The organism is Brevundimonas sp. Bb-A (assembly GCF_009394735.1).
Taxonomy (GTDB): Bacteria; Pseudomonadota; Alphaproteobacteria; order Caulobacterales; family Caulobacteraceae; genus Brevundimonas; species Brevundimonas aurantiaca.
Genome location: NZ_CP045456.1, coordinates 1095123 through 1114144 on the forward strand (window position 1 = coordinate 1095123; position 19022 = coordinate 1114144).

17 protein-coding genes are annotated in these 19022 nt (G+C 68.5%); 7 read left to right on the forward strand and 10 right to left on the reverse strand.

Annotated features, from left to right (window positions below; all coding sequences use genetic code 11):
* The first annotated feature begins 43 nt into the window (after positions 1–43).
* Positions 44–946, forward strand: coding sequence for a 3-hydroxyisobutyrate dehydrogenase (gene mmsB / locus BSP_RS05455; protein ID WP_152949563.1), 903 nt, complete (start codon positions 44–46; stop codon positions 944–946).
* 145 nt (positions 947–1091) lie between these two features.
* Here mmsB and BSP_RS05460 read toward each other — a convergent pair whose 3' ends face one another.
* The 3 genes from BSP_RS05460 to BSP_RS05470 form a co-directional block, all read right to left on the reverse strand.
* The gene (locus tag BSP_RS05460) at positions 1092–3233 is read right to left on the reverse strand and encodes a TonB-dependent receptor plug domain-containing protein (RefSeq protein WP_152949564.1); all 2142 of its coding nucleotides are present in this window, start codon (positions 3231–3233) and stop codon (positions 1092–1094) included.
* A gap of 106 nt (positions 3234–3339) precedes the next feature.
* Positions 3340–3819, reverse strand: a complete 480-nt coding sequence (locus BSP_RS05465) for a hypothetical protein (RefSeq protein ID WP_152949565.1) — start codon at positions 3817–3819, stop codon at positions 3340–3342.
* Positions 3820–4036: 217 nt separating this feature from the next.
* Positions 4037–7033, reverse strand: a complete 2997-nt coding sequence (locus tag BSP_RS05470) for a TonB-dependent receptor (RefSeq protein ID WP_194167005.1) — start codon at positions 7031–7033, stop codon at positions 4037–4039.
* Positions 7034–7258: 225 nt separating this feature from the next.
* On the opposite strand from BSP_RS05470, the gene BSP_RS05475 reads away from it, so the two are divergent.
* A complete protein-coding gene (locus tag BSP_RS05475) occupies positions 7259–8929 on the forward strand; it encodes an FAD-binding dehydrogenase (RefSeq protein ID WP_152949566.1) in 1671 nt (556 codons plus the stop codon).
* A 1-nt stretch (position 8930) separates the two neighbouring features.
* Here BSP_RS05475 and BSP_RS05480 read toward each other — a convergent pair whose 3' ends face one another.
* Both BSP_RS05480 and BSP_RS05485 read right to left on the reverse strand, forming a co-directional pair.
* Positions 8931–9383 (reverse strand): DUF2147 domain-containing protein, encoded by a 453-nt coding sequence (locus BSP_RS05480; protein WP_152949567.1) that lies wholly within the window; start codon positions 9381–9383, stop codon positions 8931–8933.
* Entirely contained in the window at positions 9383–10168 is a 786-nt protein-coding gene (locus BSP_RS05485) for a Coq4 family protein (protein ID WP_370513375.1), read from the reverse strand. The genes BSP_RS05480 and BSP_RS05485 overlap by 1 nt, the downstream gene beginning before the upstream one ends.
* A gap of 59 nt (positions 10169–10227) precedes the next feature.
* Between BSP_RS05485 and BSP_RS05490 the strand changes: the two genes are divergently transcribed.
* Complete coding sequence (locus BSP_RS05490) at positions 10228–10842, forward strand: TetR/AcrR family transcriptional regulator (protein ID WP_152949568.1); 615 nt, start codon at positions 10228–10230, stop codon at positions 10840–10842.
* Positions 10843–10846: 4 nt separating this feature from the next.
* Here the strand turns inward: BSP_RS05490 and BSP_RS05495 are convergent, their stop codons facing one another.
* Positions 10847–12754, reverse strand: a complete 1908-nt coding sequence (locus BSP_RS05495) for a PAS domain-containing sensor histidine kinase (protein WP_152949569.1) — start codon at positions 12752–12754, stop codon at positions 10847–10849.
* Positions 12755–13567, reverse strand: coding sequence for an alpha/beta fold hydrolase (locus BSP_RS05500; protein ID WP_194167006.1), 813 nt, complete (start codon positions 13565–13567; stop codon positions 12755–12757). It abuts the gene before it with no gap.
* Here BSP_RS05500 and BSP_RS16180 point away from each other — a divergent pair.
* Both BSP_RS16180 and BSP_RS05505 read left to right on the forward strand, forming a co-directional pair.
* The gene (locus tag BSP_RS16180) at positions 13533–13787 is read left to right on the forward strand and encodes a hypothetical protein (RefSeq protein WP_194167007.1); all 255 of its coding nucleotides are present in this window, start codon (positions 13533–13535) and stop codon (positions 13785–13787) included. The two genes, BSP_RS05500 and BSP_RS16180, sit on opposite strands and share 35 nt — an antisense overlap.
* Positions 13772–14665 carry an SDR family oxidoreductase gene (locus tag BSP_RS05505; protein ID WP_152949571.1) on the forward strand — a complete coding sequence of 298 codons (894 nt, stop codon included), beginning with the start codon at positions 13772–13774 and terminating at the stop codon, positions 14663–14665. The genes BSP_RS16180 and BSP_RS05505 overlap by 16 nt, the downstream gene beginning before the upstream one ends.
* Positions 14666–14701: 36 nt before the next feature.
* Here the strand turns inward: BSP_RS05505 and BSP_RS05510 are convergent, their stop codons facing one another.
* The 3 genes from BSP_RS05510 to BSP_RS05520 are packed head-to-tail and all read right to left on the reverse strand — an operon-like array spanning position 14702 to position 16087.
* Positions 14702–15304: a cysteine hydrolase family protein gene (locus BSP_RS05510; protein WP_152949572.1), complete on the reverse strand. Its 603-nt coding sequence runs from the start codon at positions 15302–15304 to the stop codon at positions 14702–14704.
* Between the two features lie 2 nt (positions 15305–15306).
* On the reverse strand, positions 15307–15537 hold the full coding sequence (locus BSP_RS05515) for a hypothetical protein (protein ID WP_152949573.1): 231 nt from the start codon (positions 15535–15537) through the stop codon (positions 15307–15309).
* 4 nt (positions 15538–15541) lie between these two features.
* Complete coding sequence (locus BSP_RS05520) at positions 15542–16087, reverse strand: hemerythrin domain-containing protein (RefSeq protein ID WP_152949574.1); 546 nt, start codon at positions 16085–16087, stop codon at positions 15542–15544.
* Positions 16088–16261: 174 nt separating this feature from the next.
* Between BSP_RS05520 and BSP_RS05525 the strand changes: the two genes are divergently transcribed.
* Together BSP_RS05525 and BSP_RS05530 are read left to right on the forward strand one after the other, a co-directional pair.
* Entirely contained in the window at positions 16262–17230 is a 969-nt protein-coding gene (locus BSP_RS05525; protein ID WP_054764826.1) for a GAF domain-containing protein, read from the forward strand.
* 145 nt (positions 17231–17375) lie between these two features.
* Positions 17376–18893: an aldehyde dehydrogenase family protein gene (locus BSP_RS05530; protein ID WP_152949575.1), complete on the forward strand. Its 1518-nt coding sequence runs from the start codon at positions 17376–17378 to the stop codon at positions 18891–18893.
* Positions 18894–19022 lie beyond the last annotated feature (129 nt).

Here is a 19022-nt window from a genome sequence, read left to right on the forward strand (position 1 = left end):
CCGCTTTCGCGGGGATGAGCGGGCGACAATAGGGAGAGAGACCATGACCAAGATCGCCTTCATCGGCCTGGGCAATATGGGCGGGGGCATGGCCGCCAACCAGGCCAAGGCCGGCCACGCCGTCGCCGCCTTCGACCTGTCGCAGGCGGCCCTGGACAGGGCTGCCGCCGCCGGCTGCACGCCTGCGGCTTCGGTCGCCGAGGCCGTGCGCGACGCCGAGGTGGTGATCACCATGCTGCCCGCCGGCCCCCATGTGCATAAGGTCTATGCCGAACAGATCATCGGGGCGGCGCCGTCCAGCGCCCTGCTGCTGGACTGCTCCACCATCGACGTGGAGACGGCGCGCAAGGTGGCGGGCCTGGCCAAGGCGGCCGGCTACGCCTTCGCCGACGCGCCGGTGTCGGGCGGGACGGCGGCGGCCGATGCGGGAACCCTGGCCTTCATGGTCGGCTGCGACGAGGGCGATTTCGCCCGGGTCGAGGCGGCGCTGGAGCCGATGAGTCGGATCACCATCCGCGCCGGCGATCACGGCGCGGGCCAGGCGGCCAAGATCTGCAACAACATGCTCCTGGGCATATCCATGCTGGGCGCGTGCGAGGCGATCGCCCTGGCCGAAAAACTGGGCCTGGACCCGGAGCGGTTTTTCGAGATCGCCTCCAAATCCTCGGGCCAGTGCTGGAGCGTGACCAGCTACTACCCCTGGCCCGGCCCCGTACCCGCCGCCCCGTCGAACCGCGGCTATCAGGGCGGATTCGCCACCGCCATGATGCTGAAGGATCTGAAACTGGCCCAGGACGCGGCGGCCAAGTCCGGCGCCTCCACCCCCCTGGGCGCCCAGGCCGAGGCCCTCTACGCCCTGTTCGACGGCCTGGGCCACGGCGGCCGCGACTTCTCGGCCATGCTGCAGATGCTGCGCGGACGGCTGGACGCGCTGGAGGCCCAATGATGGCCGACACCCCCGGCCCGAGGCGCTGAATGCGCTAGAACGGCCCTATGCCCGAGCTTTCGGTCAAGGGCTGCTGGCAGGGGTGCGATCCGGGCGGGTGTTCATAGACATCGACATGCGGGTTCTCGCTGTGGGGCCTCCACATCTAGAACCGCTTGCCCAGGGTGATCTCGATGCGGCGGCCGACGGGGTCGCGGCTGTCGCGCCCGTAGCCGGCGGCGGGTGCGCCGTCGGCGAGGCGGGCGGAGGGGCGTTCGTCGGTCAGGTTCTGGATCGACAGCTCCAGCCGCGCCGCCCCTTCCGCCCGTCGCCCGGACACGTCCCGGAAGAGGCGATAGGTCGCCTTCAGGTCCAGGCGGGCGAAGTCGCTGATCCGCAGGTCGGCCGGGCCGTCTTCACCGATGGTCGCCCGGCTGCGATAGCCCGCCGTCCACCGGCCGGTGACGTCGATCTTCAGCGGCCCCTTCATCCGGCTGAGCGTCCATCCCAGGTCCTGGCCGGACACGCCGCCGCCGTCACCGGCCAGACGATCCAGGACCGGCAGGCCCCGGCCCAGCTCGGTCCGGTCGGTCAGCCGCCAGGTGTGAAACAGGTTGACCGTCCAGGTCGCGGCGGAGGCCTCCGGATCGACCGGCGGGTTCAGGCTCAGACTGGTGGTCAGAGACCGGGTCTCTGAAGCCGTGGCGTTGAAGGGGCGCAGGTCGATCCGAACGAGACGGCCCGACGCATCGCGCAGGAACCGGTCGGGATAGGCGGCCTCGGTCTGTGGCGTCGGCTGAAGACTCGACGAGATCCCGTCGCTCGTGCGGGCCAGGGACAGGCCCTGGTTGAAGCCGACGCTCCACCGGGTGAAGGGGCCCAGCGACAGGTTTAGAGCCGCGCCTTCGGACCGGGCGGCGGTCAGGTCGGGATTTCCGCCGACCAGGGTCTGGACCTCGACCGCCTCACCGGTGCGGAAGTCATAGACGACGGCGTTCGGGCCCTGGCGCGGCGGGGCGAAGCGGTCCAGGTCGCTGGGCGCGGTCAGGGTGCGGTTCCAACTGGCGCTGAGGCTGATCTGGTCGCGCGGCTGCCAGGCGGCGCCCAGGTCCAGACTGTTTCCGCCCCCGGCGTCGGTGTCGCGGCCCCCCGCGCCCAGGCTGACGGACAGGCCGCCCAGGCTCACGCCCCCGATCTTGAGGGTCTTCGCCTCGTCCTCCAGACCAGGCGGCGGCGCAGGCTGGGACAGGGGAACGGTGATCTGCCCCTGCCAGGCGGAGGCCGTCGTGGCGCGCCGGTCCGCCTCTCCCACAGCCTCCGTCCGGGTTCGGTTCCGGTTCGCATCGGCGGACAGATTGACGGCGATCGGGCCGGCGCCCAGGCCCGGCAGGCTGCGGTTCAGGGCGACCGCGCCGCTCCAGCTCATCAGGTCGGTCTGGGAAGGCGTCGGGCCTTCGGCCTCGACGACATCGGCCGTGGCGAGGAGATTGACCTGGGCGATCCAGTCGAGAACCGAACCGCTGAGGCCGCTGCGCACCTCCCAACGGCGGGTGTCGGCGGAGAGAACCGTCAGGCCGTCGGCGTCCCGCGCGGTCGATCGGCTGGAGGTCTGGCTCGCCGAGGCGTTCAGGCTGGCGGCCCAGTCGCCCAGGCTGCGGTTGAAGGCGGCGTTGGCCGACAGAAACCGGCTCTCGGGCGTCAGGCTGACGCCCGCGCTGTCGGGGTGATCACGCAGATAGGCCTGGCGATCATCGGCGAGAAGCGCAGAGACGTCGCGCAGGGTCAGGGTCAGGTTGGTGATGTTGCGGTCCTGGAGCCCGGACTGGCGCGCCGTGGCGGAAAGCTCGCGGAATCCTCCGGCGGTCGGAGCGGCCGCCGTCAGGGCGCCGTCGCGGCTGGCGAAACTGCGCTGAAGGACCAGGTTGAAGACCCGGCCGGAGGGAGAGCCGCCGTATTCCGCCGCCGAACCGGCCGGCAGGACCTCCAACCGCTCCAGGGCGTCGGGCGGCAGGTCCAGAAAGACGGAGGGGTCCGGCATGCGGACGCCGTTGATGATGACCACGGGCGGCTGGCCGGGGCTGAACTGACGTACGGCCTGGCCCAGCACCTCGCTGACGCTGCCGCCGGCCAGGGCGTCGATCCGCGCGGCGTCATATTCATACTGGGGCGGGGCGCGCGTCGCGCCGCGCCGGGCCGCCACCTCCACGTCGGGCAGGACGGTCACCGCAGGCGGGGCGGCCTGCGGCGCTGCCGGCGTCGCCTGGACGGCGGCGCCGAACCCGGCGAGCGTGAGACAGAGGGAGATCACAGGGACAAACTAGGGGCGAGCCGGGCCGCGCGGAAAGAAAAAAGGCCGGGCGTCGCGGACGTCCGGCCAGGCTTTTTCAGGTTTAGGATCCGGGGACCAGCCGAGCCTAGAGGATTTGCAGACCCGGAATACGGATCGAGCCGCTGACGATGGTGCAGTTGCGACCGCCGGGGTTCACGGGGGGCAGGACGTTGTTGTTGAAGGTCGCCGTGCTGGTCGCATTGTTCCAGGCGACCACCACGGTGCCGTAGCAGGGATCGTTGGCCACGGTGTTGGCGCCGATGGTCAGTGCGATCGAGGTGGTCGATCCCGGCACCACGGCCGCGCTCCAAGCGCCGGACGGCGCAACGGCCAAGCAGGCGATGCCGCCGGGCGAGATGCTGCGCGTCGGAATGGGCGCGCTGGTCGCGCTCAGCGGGCTTGCGGTGATGGAGACGTTGCAGGTGACGCTGATCGTTTGCGACAGGGTCACAGAACCCGATCCGGATACGCTGCCCGAACTGGGCGAGAAGGATTGGGCGAAGCTGGGGGAAGCGACGGCGACGGAAGCGAGCGCCGCAGCGGCGATGGAAAGCGTCTTGATCATGGTAGTCCTCCCTTTGAATGGGTCCTTGGTTGGACCCGTTGAGCGTGTGTTCACCCGCTAGGGGCGATGTACTTACAACGCGGAAGGTAGGTTGGAGTCAAGGAGAAATACGTATATTTTTCAATGATATAAAACGACATAAGGCCGTCCTGTCGGCGTCTCTTGACGTCGGGGACGGCCTTACAGGGTGGCCGGGAAGACCGGCCTGACGTCAGCCTCAGAACGACTTGGTCAGCCGCACGGCGAACAGCCGCGGGTCCAGGGTGAAGACATTGGTCGTCAGCCCGGTGTCGTCCGAGTTGGTGAAGGCGTCGACGATGGGCGCATCGTCGAAGACGTTCTTGACATAGGCCTGGAGCTTCAGGCCCCGCGCCTCATTGGTCAGGGACACCGACAGGTTCAGATTGTCCCAGCCCTCCAGCCGGTCGTATTCGGTGTTGTAGACGCGGAAGAAGCTCTCGCCCTGGCGATAATAGTCGCCGCGCAGCGTCAGGTCCCAATCGCCCAGGAACCAGCTGTACTGGGCCCCGATGTTGGCGGTCCAGTTGGGCGAGTTGGGCAGTTCGTTGCCGCCCAGGTCGGCTTCGAACCCCCGTCCGCCGTTCGGCGCCTCGGTCAGGGGATCATAGGTGAAGCCGTACAGGGCCCAGAAGGGAAGGATGGACTCGAAGTTGGGGTTGAAGGTGCCGAACCGCGACGAGCCGGCGCACAGGGCGCTCAGCGCCAGATTGGCCGCGTCGGGTCCGAAAGCGCTGTTGAGGATGGTTTCAGCATAGGCGCGCGGGGCGATGCAGTTCGACGGCACCTGGATCCAGGGACGGATGGTGATCCAGTCGGGGTCGCCTTGGGTGCGGTCCATGACGTTGATGGACCGCTCGCCGTCGGCGATGCGGGACTTCAGATAGCCGAGATTGCCGTCGATCTGGAAACTGGGCGTCGGCCGGTAGACCGCTTCAAGCTCCAGACCCCAGATTTCAGCGTCGAAATTCTCATTCAATGAGATGCGATCGACGATCTGGGAAACCTGATAGTCCTTGTAATCATAGTAGAAACCGGTCGCATTCAGCCGCAGCGCCCCGTCCATCAGCGTATTCTTGGCGCCGATTTCGAAGGCGTTGACGTATTCGGGATCAAAGGTGCTGGCCAGGGGCTGATACTGGACGACCTTGGGGTCCAGCTCCAGGCGAGGCGGGTTGGTGCCGCCGCCCTTATAGCCGCGGGAGAAGGAGGCGTAGACCAGGGTGTCGTCGGTGAAGGACAGATCGGGTGTCCAATCCAGCACGATCCGGCCGGTGACCGCCTCCCACTTCTGTTCGATGTCCGGCAGGGCGTAATAGCCCCGACGCACGAATCCGCCCGACCCCGGACCGGACCCGCCGCCGAGCGGCGCGCCCAGCAGCAGCTGGCTGGGATAGGGTGTCGTGTCCTTGCGGTCCTCGGTATAGCGCAGGCCGGTCGTCAGCCGCAGTTCTGGCGTCAGGTCCCAATAGCCCTCGCCGAAGACGGCCCAGGAGCGGGTGTGGACGACGTTCTTGCTGCGGAAATAGTTGTGACCTTCGCCGTTGATTTCGCTCAGCGGATTGGGGTCGACATAGACGCATTCGAACACGCGATCGTCATCGCAGGGTACGGTTTGCGAACTTCCGTCCGGACCCAGCTCGAAGTTGTAGAAATATTCGGCGAGGTAGGAGAAGGTGTTGTTGAAAACGTAGTAATCGTCCTGCGACTTGAAGTCCAAATAGTTGGCGCCGAGGCTGAAGTTGAAATCGCCCGCCATGTCGGACTGAAGGCGGAACTCCTGATACCATTGTCGATTGTCGGACTGGCTGATGTCGGCCGACAAGATCCGGTTTGACGGCCCCAGTTGCGGATCGGTGTAGACGCCGCCGGGCGCGGCCGGCGACGGAATCAGGTCGCCGAAGAAATCGAACACCTGGCTGCTGTCCGAGAAGGCGGGGTTGGAGACGTAGCGCGCATAGTCCTGCGACGCATAATAGTCGTCCTTGGCGTAGGCGGTCTGTGAGAACAGGGTCAGGGTGTCGGTCAGGTCGAATTCGAGATTGACCTGGACGACGTCGTTCTCGGCCCGGAAGACGGGATCGTAGTTGGTGGCGATCTCACGCAGGTCTCGCGACTGCACGACGCCCTCATAGGGGTCGAAGCCCTGTGGGATCGGATAGACGCTGGCGCCGTTTGCGTCGAAGCCGCCCAGGCTGAAGAAACCGGACAGCAGCCGGATCGGCCCGAAGGAACCGCCGTTGGGCGCGCCATAGGCGGCGTCGGAATACAACGAACCCGGCAGGCAGCCCTGGCTCAACTGATCTTGATTATATGGTGTGGTGATGGACGCCGATCCGACCTGGGTCGGACCCGGATCGGTGGTGCACAGCTGTTTGCCGGTGCGGGAGCGGTGGTCGTCTTCCTCGAAATGCTCCCAGATCGCATTGGCGCGGAACCGCGCCGTCGGCTCCCACCGAGCGGACAGACGGGTGGTGAACAGGTCGCGGTCGTTCACATGGGTGTCGTTGAAGCTGTTGTAGTCGAAGCCGTCGCGCTGGGTGAAGCCGAAGGCGCCGCGCACGGCGAAGGTGTCGCCGAAGGGGACGTTGAGCATGGCCTGGCCGCGCCGGCTGTCATAGTTGCCCAGTTCGCCCGTGGCGAAGCCCTCCGACCGGAACTTGGGCAGTTCGGGGAACATGTTGAGGACGCCGCCGGTGGCGTTGCGGCCGTAAAGCGTCCCCTGCGGCCCGCGCAGCACCTCGACCCGAGCGACGTCCAGATATTCCTGCTCGAACAGCCGGTTGCGGATCAGGGGAGTGTTGTTGAAGCTGACGGCCACGGCCGGGTCGCTGGAGGCGGACACCGCCTTGGTCCCGATCCCTCGGATCGAGAAGTTGTACATGCTGAAGTTGGACTTGGAGAAGGACACGTTCGGCACGGCGCGCAGCAGTTCCGATCCCCCCTCGATCTGGCGCGATTCCAGGGCCTCGGCCGACAGGGCCGAGACGGCGATGGGCACGTCCTGAACGGACTGTTCGCGCTTTTGGGCAGTCACGATGATGTCGTCCACCACGGCGGGAGACGCCTGACCGGCCTGCGGCGCTGGAGCTGCGGGCGGCGTCGTCTGGGCCAGGGCGGGCGCCCCGGCCATCAGCAGGGCTGTGGCGGAGACCGAGAGCGCAAGGCGCGCGCGAGTGCGGACGGCTGAAACCATGTGATCCTCCCTGAGCACGCCGACCGGAGACGGCGTCCTGATGTGCGTTTCCTCCCGCCTGATATTTCCGCTCGGCGGGGCGGGGCCACCGGCGGTTGTCGCCAGCTTCGCACTACTCACTCTCATGTCAATACCTATTGACAATGATGTCGGTTGACGGCCATCCGCAGACGGTGCGATTTCAGACTTTCGCGAGGGCTGAGGGCGCGGATCAGGAGGGACGAAATGGACTGTGACGCCATAGTCGTCGGGGCGGGCCTGGCCGGCCTGGTCGCCGCCAATGAACTGGTCCAGGCCGGGCGCAGGGTGGCGGTGGTGGATCAGGAGAACGCCGCCAATCTGGGCGGTCAGGCCTTCTGGTCCTTCGGCGGCCTGTTTCTGGTGGACAGCCCCGAACAGCGGCGTCTGGGGGTGCGTGACAGTTTCGACCTGGCCTGGTCCGACTGGCGGGGCAGCGCCGGCTGGGACCGGCTGGACGGCGACTTGGCCGAGGACGAATGGGCCGCCCGCTGGGGCCGGGCCTATGTCGAGTTCGCCGCCGGCGAAAAGCGCGACTGGCTGCGCCGCCATGGAATCCGCCTCACCCCCATGGTCGGCTGGGCCGAACGGGGCGACGGCCGGGCCCAGGGGCACGGCAACTCCGTCCCGCGCTTCCATGTGGCCTGGGGCACGGGCACGGGCGTCAGCGGCCCATTCGCCGCCCGCGCCCTGGAGGCCCAGGCCCAGGGTCGGCTGACCTTCCATTTCCGCAGTCGGGTGGATCAGCTGATCGTCGAGGCGGGCCGTGTGACCGGCGTCGCGGGCGTCCGCCTGGCGTCCAGCGAGGCTCCGCGCGGCGCCCCTTCCAGCCGCGAGGTCGCGGGCGATTTCACCCTGCGCGCCCCGTCGGTCCTGATCGCCACCGGCGGCATCGGCGGGAACCACGACAAGGTGCGCCGCTTCTGGCCCGAACGGCTGGGGCGGCCGCCGCAGACGATGGTCACGGGCGTGCCCGCCTATGTCGATGGACGGGGGCTGGACATCGCCGAGGCGGCGGGCGCCCGGCTCGTGAACCGCGACCGGATGTGGCACTATGTCGAGGGTCTGCGGAACTGGAACCCGATCTGGCCCGGACACGGCATCCGCATCCTGCCCGGCCCCTCGTCCCTGTGGCTGGACGCCCTGGGGCGGCGGCTGCCGTTCCCCGCCCTGCCGGGGTACGACACCCTGTCCACCTTGCGCCATCTGCGCACCGCGCCGGACCTGGCCGCGCACGACCATTCCTGGTTCATCCTGACCCAGTCGATCATCGAAAAGGAGTTCGCCCTCTCAGGCTCGGAGCAGAACGGCGACATCACCTCGGGCGACTGGCTGCGGGTGCTGAAGACGCGGCTGGGCAAGGGCGCCTCGCCCGAGGTCGAGGCCTTCAAGGCCAGGGGGGCGGACTTCGTGGTGGCCCAGGATCTGGAGACCCTGGTCGCGGGCATGAACGCCCTGACGCCGACGCCCCTGCTGAAGATTGAGGCGGTGCGGCGTGTGGTGGAGGCGCGCGACGCCCAGATCGCCAACCCCTTCGCCAAGGATCTGCAGATCCAGGGCGTGCACAACGCCCGCCGCTATCTGGGCGACCGGCTGGCGCGGGTGGCGAAACCGCACCGTCTGCTGGACCCGGCCGCCGGCCCCCTGATCGGCGTCAAGCTGAGCGTCCTGACGCGCAAGAGCCTGGGCGGGGTGCAGACGGATCTGGACAGCCGGGTGTTGCGGGGCGACGGATCGGTGTTGGAGGGTCTCTATGCGGCGGGCGAGGCGGCGGGGTTCGGCGGGGGCGGCGCCCACGGCTACAACGCCCTGGAGGGCACCTTCCTGGGCGGCTGTCTGTTCACCGGACGGGCGGCGGGACGGGCGATGGCGGGCTGATCTAGCGCAGCCGGGTCCAGGTCTGGGTGCGGCACAGAAGGGGGGCGATACAGCCCCGCAAGGACAGACGATCGCTCTCGACCAGGGTCAGGGTTCCGCGCGCGGCGCGGTGACCGCTGTCCGGATCATAGAGGGGGCCGCCGGACCAGGTCGTGGGGCCGCCGGTGAATCCGTCCAGAACGCGCAGGCCCCTGAGCGGCCGGCTCCGCAAGTCCGGGTCGCGGTTGCGCACATCGGTCTGATCGGGATTTCGACGCAGGGCGGCGGCGTCCACCACTCGGCCGCACAGGGCGGCGCCGCAGCGGTGGATTTCGACCACCCCGCCCTGGGCGCCGGTGCGCCACCGCCCCAGCAGCGGATTGTCCTGGGCCGAGGCCGGGGCGGCGGCCGCGACGCCGCCGATCAGGGTCGCGCCGGCCAGGGTCAAGGCGGCGAGCCAGGTCGGGCGACGCATCAGCCCCGGACCAGCAGGCGGTTGCGGACCTCGACCGGGATGCGGTCGTAGAGCGTCGGCCCTCCCAGGCCCAGCCGCGCCCGCGCCTGATCCAGCGGCTCCGCCATCAGGGCCTCATAGTCCAGGGCCGGCAGCCAGGCCGCCTTCCGCCCCCGACGCCAGGCCTCGAAGACGGCGCGGGCGCAGGGATAGCCGGTGCGGGCCTTGGTGATCTCGACGGCGGCGCCGATGGCGATCAGGCCGAAGCCCTTGCTGCCCGTCTGGGGCAGGGACAGGGCGACCACGCAGGCCTCGCCCAGCGCATCCGTGCGATAGCCCGCCAGAACGTGCCACAGATCATGGATGTCGCGCAGACGCCGGGCGTACCAGGCGTAGGGGTGGGCCGCCTCTATGTCGCTGTCGGCCACCTTGCGGCTATCGTTCGCCAGGCCGTAGGCCGACAGATTGCGTTCGTCGATGAAGTCCAGATAGGCGCGGCCCACCGATCCGGCGGGCATGGATTCCAGCCAGGGGCGGTCGTGCAGCCGGTCCGCCAGCTCGACCATCTTGAAGGCCTGGCGCGCGCCCTCGGGCGTCTCCAGCATGCGCATATAGCCGCGTCGCACCGAGTTTCCGGCCAGGGCGTTCATGATCTCGAAGACCTGGGTGGTGTCTTCCTTGTTCGCGATCAGGCGGCGCAGGGCGCGAAAGGCCCGGCCGATTTCGATCCGCCGGGGCCGCCCCAGACTGTCGCTGCGGGGGCGCGCATCGACCAGGGCGTCGTCCATCATCAGTTCAGCCGTCACTTGCTCTCTCCGGGCGCTGAGCTTAACCAGTGCTATCTACATGGATGTAACTAACAACAATGTCAATAGAGCGCGTTCGTCGCCGTCGTCGCACCCCTGAAGAAGCCCGCCTGGAGGTCCTGGCTTGCGCCCGTGCGCGCTTGCTGGCCGGGGGGCCGGACTCCGTCACCCTGAAGGCCGTCGCCGACGACCTGGGCATGACCCACGCCAATCTGATCCACCATTTCGGTTCGGCCGAGGGGCTGCAGTCGGCCCTGATGGGGTCGATGGTGGCGGATCTGTCGAACGCCCTGGACGCCGCCATCGCCCGGCTGCGCACCGATGAGGGGGCGCCGCTGGAGCTGATCAACGCCGTCTTCGACGCCTTTGCGGAAGGCGGGGCGGGCAAGCTTGCGGCCTGGATCGTGCTGAAGGGCGACCTGACCCATCTGGAACCGGTGCGGGCGGCGGTGAACGGTCTGGTCGAGGCGATCCGCGACAAGCTGGGCGATCCCCTGACCACCTCGCCCAAACAGCTGTCGTCGGCGGTTCTGTTCATTGCGCTCAGCGCCTTCGGCGAGGCCCTGATCGGCCCGCCTCTGCGCGACATGCTGGATCAGGACGAGGACGCCAGCCGCCAGGTGGTCGCCGGCCTGCTGCCCTATTTCCTGCTGAAGGCCGAGCGGGGACAGTAGCCGTTCAGGCGGCCTGGGACGCCTGTTCCGCCGCCGCCTGAAGCACGGCGCCGACGGTCTGCAACAGCACGGCGGCGCCGACAGGCTTGCCCAGCACCTCAACGGCGCCGGCCGCCCGCGCCTCGGCGACCTCGGGGCGCGAGACGTTGGCGCTGACGACGATCATCGGGGGCGGACAGGGGTGTTCGGCCCGGATGATCCGCATCGCCGTCAGACCGTCCATCACCGGCATCTGAACGTCCATCAGCACCAGGTCGAAATCCATCGACCGGCTCAGTTCGACCGCTTCCAGCCCGTTCTCGGCGCAGGTGACTTCCGCGCCCGTAGCGGCCAGAACCGCGTTCAGCACCGCCAGATTGGCGGGATTGTCGTCCACGGCCAAGATGCGGAGGGCGGCGGGCTCCGCATCGGTCGCGGCGGACCTGACCCCGGGCGTCGACAGCAGAACCGCCGGCGCGCGCAAGGTCACGCGGCTGCCGACGCCGATCGTGCTCTGGGCGGTCAGTTCGCCGCCAACGGCGCGGGCCAGGCCGTCGGCCAGAGCCAGGCCCAGACCCATGCCGCCGTGTTTCCGTGTCGCGGTGACGTCGCGCTGATGGAAGGGGCGGACGAGGGCGTCGAAACTGTCGATGTCGAAACCGCAGCCGGTGTCGGCGACGGTGAAGACCAGGGCGTCGTCTTCGTATTGGACATCCAGAGAAACTGCGCCGGTCTCGGTGAACTTCACCCCATTGGCGACCAGCTGGATCAGGATGCGCTTCAGGGCGTCGCCGTCGGCCGAAACCTGGACGTCGGCGCCCGTGTCCGGGCCGCTCAGGACGATCGGCCGGTCGCCGATCAGGTCGGCGCATTCCGTCAGCACCTCGTCGCACAGGGTCCGCGCCGACAGGGGCGACGACTGGGGCGTGAAGCCTCCGCCTTCCAGCTGCGAGAAGTCCAGCAGCGTGGTGATGCGGCGCGTCACCTCGGCCCCGGCCTGGGCCACGGTTTCCAGCGCCTTGTGGGCCGCCTCGGGCAGGGCGTGTCCGCGCAGCAGTTCCAGCGGCGCCAGGACGCTGTTCAGCGGCGTGCGCAGTTCATGGCTCAGATTGGCCAGGAAGCGCGACTTGGCCGCGTCGGCGGCGGCGGCGGCGTCGCGCGCGCGGACCAGGGCGGAGACGTCGAAATTCATCAGCAGCAGGCCGCCGATCGCCCCTTCGGCGTCGCGCCAGGGTATGACCGCCCATTCGAACCACATGTCGACAAGGGCCGAGCGGACGGGCCCCTCGCTGCTCATCGCCTCTCCGGCGAGGGCGCGGGCGTAGACCTTGGGCCAATCGATCTGGGCCGGGCGCGCCCTGGCCGGCGAGTCCACCCTCTGTCCGACCATGTCCTGCGCCGGTCGGCCGTAGGTCTTTTCCCAGGCCTGGCTGACGCCGGTCGCCACCAGGTCGGCATCCGTCATGATCAAGGGCACAGGGCAATGGCGCACGAAGGCGGAGATGACGTCGCGGGCGGATTGGCGTTCCGCCTCGGCGCGCTTTTCGGCCAGGGGCGCCGCCGCCTCATAGGCGCGACGAACGGGCGCGCGCGAGACGCACAGTTGAATCAGCGGCCCTTCGGTCCCCTGGGTCTGGGCGGCGCTGACCATGACCGGAATCCGATCGCCGTTAGAGGCGAGCACGTCCAGGGCCAGCTCCTCCAGCCGCCCGCCCATCGCCAGCTCCTGACGAAGCCGCGTCTGAACCATGATCCGGCTGGCGGGGGTCAGATGATCGACCAGACGGCGATCCTCGGCCTGGTCTCCGGCGGGCAGGTCCAGCAGGTCGGCCAGATAGTCGTTCAGCCACAGCAACCGACCATGGGGATCGACCAGGCCCAGGCCGCCCGGCGCCTGGCTCAACAGATCCAGCAGGACGGACGGACTTTGCATCTAGGCCGCCAGGTCCAGCGGCGGCAGGTCCAGATGGCGACGCAGGGCCGCCTCGACCAGATCGGGTTCGGTCATATGGGGACAGTGGCCCTCGGTCGGCAGGACGACCCGGCGCGCCTGGGGGATGTGGCGCTCCATCCAATCCCCGACGAAGGTCGGCGCCAGGGCGTCGTCGCGGCTGTCCAGCAACAGGGTGGGGAGAGCCAGGGCCGCAAAGGCGTCGCGGTCGTCGGCCTGGAAGGTGGTGCGGGCGAAATGGCGGGCGATGTCGGGATCGACCCGGCACACGCTGGCGCTCCAGTCGGCCTGGCCCTGAGCCGCTGACGGCCCGAGGATCGCAGGCGCCACGGCCGTCGTCCATTCGGCGATGTTCTTGTCCATCAGGGCCAGCAGATCGGCGATGTCAGCCGGGGCGAAACCGCCGCGATAGTCTTCTGCGTCCGTATAGCGGGGCGAACCGCACACCAGGGCCAGGGACTGGAACAGGTCGGGTCGCCGGACGGCGGCGATGACGCCGATGCTGGCGCCCACCGAATGGCCGATGAAGACGACCGGACCCAGGCCGACCGCCTCGATCACCTCGATCAGGTCGTCGGCGTAGCCGCCCAGATCGGCGTGACGTTCGGGATCGAAACAGGCGCTGTCCGAGGCGCCGGCGCCGACATGGTCGAACAGGACGATGCGGGCCACGCCGTCGAACCGATCGGCGACCGATCTCCACATGCCCTGGTCGCAGCCGAAGCCGTGCGAGAACAGAAGAACCGGACCGGAGTCGCCAATGACGCTGACGTTGTTGCGGTTCAGAATGGTCATGGACGTCGTCCGCTCAGCTTTGATCTGCGACGACTTTCCTGCCGACCCGAGCAGCTTTGCCGCAAAAACCTTAAGATTCCGCCTCTTGCGCCTCGCGCTCTTCGACCGGCGTTCGGTCAAGCCGCAGGTCTTGCGACGGCTTTTGATCGGAACGGGCGCGGAGGCGTCCGTGTTGTTCTGGCGACCCAGTGAAAAGGAGACGTCATGGCCGATCGTTTGACGATGCAGGACCCCCGCGACCAATACCCCCGCCCGCCCTTCCCCGAGCAGCCCCAGCCGGCGCCGGGTCTGGCGGTGGAGATGGACCCCAAGCCGGACCATGGGGAGACCAGCTACAAGGGCTCGGGCCGCCTGGCTGGGCGTAAGGCCCTGATCACCGGGGGCGATTCCGGCATCGGCCGCGCCGCCGCCATCGCCTGCGCCCGCGAAGGGGCGGATGTCGCCCTGTCCTATCTGCCGTCCGAAGAGAAGGACGCCGCCGAGGTGGCGCAGCTGATCGAGGCCGAGGGGCGCAAGGTCGTCCGCCTGCCGGGCGACGTGACCGATGAGGCCTGGTGCCGCGATCTGGTGTCCCAGGCGGTCGAGGGTCTGGGCGGGCTGGACATCCTGGTGGTCAACGCCGGGCGTCAGCAGTACCGCGAGACCGTCGGCGAGGTCTCGACCGAGGATTTCGACCGGACGATGAAGACCAATCTCTACGCCCTGCACTGGATCGTCCAGGCGGCGGTCCCGCATCTGCCGGCCGGGGCGGCGGTGATCACCACCGCCTCGATCCAGGCCTATGAGCCCTCGGCCATATTGCTGGACTATGCGACGACCAAGGCGGGGATCGTCGCCTACACCAAGGCCCTGTCCAAACAGCTGCTGGAGAAGGGAATCCGCGTCAACGCCGTGGCGCCCGGCCCCTTCTGGACCGTGCTTCAGCCCTCGGGCGGCCAGCCGATGGAGAAGGTGGTCCATTTCGGCGAACAGAGCGCCTACGGCCGGCCCGGCCAGCCGGTCGAGATCGCGCCGGTCTATGTGCTTCTGGCGTCCCAGGAGGCCAGCTACGTCACCGGCGAGGTTTATGGCGTCACGGGCGGGGCGGGCATCGCCTGACGAAGAGGGCGGACCGGTCCCTGACCGGTCCGCCTGTCAGCGCCAGCCGTCCAGGATCTCGTCGACCGTCGCCGTCTCGATCTGCTGCGAGAAGCGGTCGTGATAGAGGCGCAGGAGATCGTCATGGGGCCCGTCGGCCGAGCTGCAGAGCGCGTCCTGGGCGATCACCACCCGATAGCCCAGATCGACCGCCCCCAGGACGGTCGCCAGAACGCAGACGTCGGTCTCGCCCCCCGTGACGACCAGCGTATCCACCCCGCTGCGGCTCAGGACCGCGTCCAGGTCCGAGCCCACCCAGGGCGAATAGACGTGTTTGTCGATCAGCCGGCCGGGCGGGACGAACCGCTGAAGCGGCAGGGCCAGATCGACCAGGCCGGGATCGATTCGCTCCAGGGTCATGGAGGCCCAGCGCGTCCAGTAGCGGCGCCAGGCGCCGCGACCTTCTCCCGGTCGGGCGGCGGGGATGAAGCGGGTGAAGGCGGTCCGTTCGGGCCGGCGTTCGCACAGGCGCACGATCTGGGGCATGACCCGCTCGGCCCAGTCCAGTCGCCACGCCGTCTCCTCGACGAACATCCGCTGCATGTCGATGCACAGGTGCACCGCATTCTCCGGCACGGCGTCGCGCAGACCCTCGGCCATGGTCAGGCCGCGCCTGCCGCGCCGCTTCCGGCGTTCGGAGAGGAGGGTTCGATCTCCTCGGCGTCTGGCAAGGTCTGGGTGTCGGAGTGGTGTTCGATCCGGCCCGTCTCGACCTCTTCGCGGGCGAAGACCTCCTCCTGTCCCGCCTCCAGTAGCTGATCCTCAGGCCCGCCCAGCCCGCCCTGAGCCAGACCCGAGGCGGCCGAATCGCGGCTGTGGTCGCGGTCGCTCATCGGATCAGGCGGCCTGACGCGCCGGGGCGCCGGTGTAGCGTTCATATTCCTCGCTATAGCGGTCGGTCAGCCGCGCCTGATCCTCGCCCTTCTGCTTCAGGGTGATGAACCAGCCCTTCTCCTCCTCGTACATATGGGTCAGGACGGCGCCTTCGATATGCTCCCACTTGTCCAGCCAGGCGGTGTTGGAAGGGGCGATGTTCTCCAGCTCGGCCATCTGCGCCTTGGCGGTGGTCTGTTCCAGATAGGCGTGGGCGGCGTGCATCTTCTCGCCGGCCTGTCCCAGGGCGGGGTAGAGGACCAGCTCCTCGGCGATCGAATGGCCGTTCAGCACTAGGGCCAGGGCCTTGAGGGCCGCCTGGCGGTCGGCCGCCGACTTCACCTGGCGTCCGCGGGCGAAGGCGGCGCGGATTTCGTCGTGATGGTCCAGAACCAGCGACAGCCAGTCGCCGGGCGCGGCGGCCGCGCGCGCCTGGGCTGTGGCTTCGGCGCGGGCCTCTTGGCCGGGTTGGGGGGTTACGGCGGCCAAGGCCTTGTCGATGATGGACATTCGGGTCTCCTGCGATGCGGAGACAAGGCCGGGGATCAGCAGGCGGTTCCCAATGTCGTCTTTCCAACCTGGGCTGACCGGGCGACGAGGCGGGGGAGGGGGACCAAGGTCGGATTGACGCGGAGGCTTTGCAGGCGTCTGATCCGGGGACTGTCGATCTTTCGGAGGTCGTCCATGAGCCTGCGGTCCCAGACCGATCACGCCAGCCTGATCCAGCAGGCGCTGGACGAGGGCGCCGGCGCGCGCTCCGCCCTGGCGGCCTCCTGGCGTCGGTCCATCACCCTCTACGGCCTCGATCCGGTGCGGGCCGGGGCTGTGGAGACGATCTCTGAACAGGCGCTGCAGGACGCCCGTCAGGCGATGGAGCCGATGACCCGCGCGGCCGAGGGGGTGCTGGACCGGCTGTTTCTGGCGGTCGGCGGGGTCGGCTGCTGCGTCCTGCTGACCAATGCCGAGGGGGTGCCGGTGGAGCGGCGCGGAGCGGCGGCGGACGACGAGACCTTTCATCGCTGGGGCCTGTGGCCGGGCGCGGTCTGGTCCGAGGCGCATGAGGGCACCAACGGCATCGGCACGGCCCTGGCCGAACACCGCCCCGTCACCATCCACCGCGACCAGCATTTCCACGCCCGCAACACCGGCCTGAGCTGCGTCACCCATCCGATCCACGACCCGTTCGGCCGGCTGGCGGGGGCGCTGGACGTCTCGTCCTGCCGGGCGGATGCGACCGAGGCCATACTGGGTCTGATCTCGGCCGCCGTGGCCGACGCCGCCCGGTCGATCGAGGCCCAGGCCTTCCGTCAGACCTTCTGCGACGCCCGCATCGTCCTGGCCGGAAGCGCGGGCGAACGGAATGCGGCGGCCCTGCTGGCCGTGGATCGCGACGATCTGGTGATCGGGGCGACGCGGGCGGCGCGCCTGTCCCTGTCGATCACCGACGAACGGATCGCCGCCCAGCTGCCGGCCTCGGACCTTCTGACGCCCGGCGCGGCCGAGGCGGACCTGTTGGAGGCGGAACGGGGCGCGGTGCGCCGGGCCCTGGCGCGCAGCGGAGGCAATGTCTCGGCCGCCGCCCGCCTGTTGGGCATCAGCCGCGCCACCCTGCACCGCAAGCTGCACCGGCTGGGTCTGAACGACGCCCAGTAACAGCCTCCTGTAATCTGTCGCAAATCTGCGACAGGTTTGCGCCGCATCATGAAAGGGGCTTCTGGCGTCGCGCGCCCTGTGGACCGAGTTTGCCTCAAACGACGCCGGACAGTCGGCGCCCGAGGAAACCGCAGGAGACGTACTCGTGACCAAGCCCCAATTCGCCCGCGCCGTGACGCCCAAGTTCAGGACGCGCTATGACAACTTCATCGGCGGCCGCTGGGTCGCCCCCGTCAACGGCCGGTATTTCGAGAACACCTCCCCGGTGAACGGCCGCGTCCTGTGCGAGGTCGCACGCTCGGACGCGGCCGACGTCGAGCTGGCCCTGGACGCCGCCCACGCGGCGAAGGACGCCTGGGGCAAGACCAGCGTCGCCGAACGCGCCGTGATCCTGAACAAGATCGCCGACCGGATCGAAGCCAACCTCCAGGCCGTGGCCGAGGCCGAAACCTGGGACAACGGCAAGCCGGTGCGCGAGACTCTGGCCGCCGACATTCCGCTGGCGATCGACCACTTCCGCTATTTCGCCGGCTGCATCCGCGCCCAGGAAGGCGGGATCTCGGAACTGGACCACGATACGGTCGCCTATCACTTCCATGAACCGCTGGGCGTGGTCGGTCAGATCATCCCGTGGAACTTCCCGATCCTGATGGCCGCCTGGAAGATCGCGCCGGCCCTGGCGGCGGGCAACTGCATCGTCATGAAGCCGGCGGAACAGACCCCGGCCTCGATCCTGGTCGTCGTCGAACTGATCCAGGACCTGCTGCCCGCCGGCGTGCTGAACATCGTCTCCGGCACGGGCGCCGAGGTGGGCGAGCCCCTGGCCACCAATCCGCGCATCGCCAAGATCGCCTTCACCGGCTCAACCGCCGTCGGCCAGAAGATCATGGAATATGCGACGCGGAACATCATTCCGGTGACGCTGGAGCTGGGCGGCAAGTCGCCGAACATCTTCTTCAAGGACGTGATGGACGCCGACGACGCCTTCCTGGACAAGGCGCTTGAAGGCTTTGCGATGTTCGCCCTGAACCAGGGCGAGGTCTGCACCTGCCCCAGCCGCGCCCTGATCCACGAAGACATCTATGAGGCCTTCATCGAGAAGGCGATCGCCCGGGTCGAGGCCATCGTCCAGGGCGACCCGCTGGACCCTGCGACCATGATCGGCGCCCAGGCGTCGGACCAGCAGCTGAAGAAGATCCTGAGCTATCTGAAGATCGGCCGCGAAGAGGGCGCCCAGGTCCTGACCGGGGGCGACCAGGCCCAGCTTCAGGACGATCTGGCCGGCGGCTACTACGTCAAGCCGACGGTGTTCAAAGGCACGAACGACATGCGGATCTTCCAGGAGGAAATCTTCGGTCCCGTCCTGGCCGTGACCACCTTCAAGACCTTCGAAGAGGCGATGGAGATCGCCAACGACACCGAATACGGCCTGGGCGCCGGGGTGTGGTCGCGCGACATGAACACCGCCTATCGCGCCGGCCGCGCCATCCAGGCCGGGCGGGTCTGGACCAACTGCTATCACCAGTATCCGGCCCACGCCGCCTTCGGCGGCTACAAGAAGTCGGGCATCGGACGGGAGAACCACCGGATGATGCTGGACCACTATCAGCAGACCAAGAACCTTCTGGTCAGCTACAGCCCGAACAAGCTGGGCTTCTTCTGATCTGCATCAAGGATGGCCGGTCCCGGATCGGCCATCCTCCGATCGCTCTCTGATCCGTCTGTCCGGAGAGCGGCTCCCAGGCGGGCGGGCCGGTGTCCTGCTTCCGGTCCGCCCGTTCCCCCTTCTGAT

Excerpts from the sequence above, each read along its gene's own strand:
- mmsB (WP_152949563.1), top strand. The coding sequence starts at position 44 with ATGACCAAGATCGCCTTCATCGGCCTGGGCAATATGGGCGGGGGCATG.
- BSP_RS05465 (WP_152949565.1), bottom strand. The coding sequence starts at position 3,819 with ATGATCAAGACGCTTTCCATCGCCGCTGCGGCGCTCGCTTCCGTCGCC.
- BSP_RS05470 (WP_194167005.1), bottom strand. The coding sequence starts at position 7,033 with ATGGTTTCAGCCGTCCGCACTCGCGCGCGCCTTGCGCTCTCGGTCTCC.
- BSP_RS05475 (WP_152949566.1), top strand. The coding sequence starts at position 7,259 with ATGGACTGTGACGCCATAGTCGTCGGGGCGGGCCTGGCCGGCCTGGTC.
- BSP_RS05480 (WP_152949567.1), bottom strand. The coding sequence starts at position 9,383 with ATGCGTCGCCCGACCTGGCTCGCCGCCTTGACCCTGGCCGGCGCGACC.
- BSP_RS05490 (WP_152949568.1), top strand. The coding sequence starts at position 10,228 with ATGTCAATAGAGCGCGTTCGTCGCCGTCGTCGCACCCCTGAAGAAGCC.
- BSP_RS05495 (WP_152949569.1), bottom strand. The coding sequence starts at position 12,754 with ATGCAAAGTCCGTCCGTCCTGCTGGATCTGTTGAGCCAGGCGCCGGGC.
- BSP_RS16180 (WP_194167007.1), top strand. The coding sequence starts at position 13,533 with ATGACGCTGACGTTGTTGCGGTTCAGAATGGTCATGGACGTCGTCCGC.
- BSP_RS05500 (WP_194167006.1), bottom strand. The coding sequence starts at position 13,567 with ATGACCATTCTGAACCGCAACAACGTCAGCGTCATTGGCGACTCCGGT.
- BSP_RS05505 (WP_152949571.1), top strand. The coding sequence starts at position 13,772 with ATGGCCGATCGTTTGACGATGCAGGACCCCCGCGACCAATACCCCCGC.
- BSP_RS05510 (WP_152949572.1), bottom strand. The coding sequence starts at position 15,304 with ATGGCCGAGGGTCTGCGCGACGCCGTGCCGGAGAATGCGGTGCACCTG.
- BSP_RS05515 (WP_152949573.1), bottom strand. The coding sequence starts at position 15,537 with ATGAGCGACCGCGACCACAGCCGCGATTCGGCCGCCTCGGGTCTGGCT.
- BSP_RS05520 (WP_152949574.1), bottom strand. The coding sequence starts at position 16,087 with ATGTCCATCATCGACAAGGCCTTGGCCGCCGTAACCCCCCAACCCGGC.
- BSP_RS05525 (WP_054764826.1), top strand. The coding sequence starts at position 16,262 with ATGAGCCTGCGGTCCCAGACCGATCACGCCAGCCTGATCCAGCAGGCG.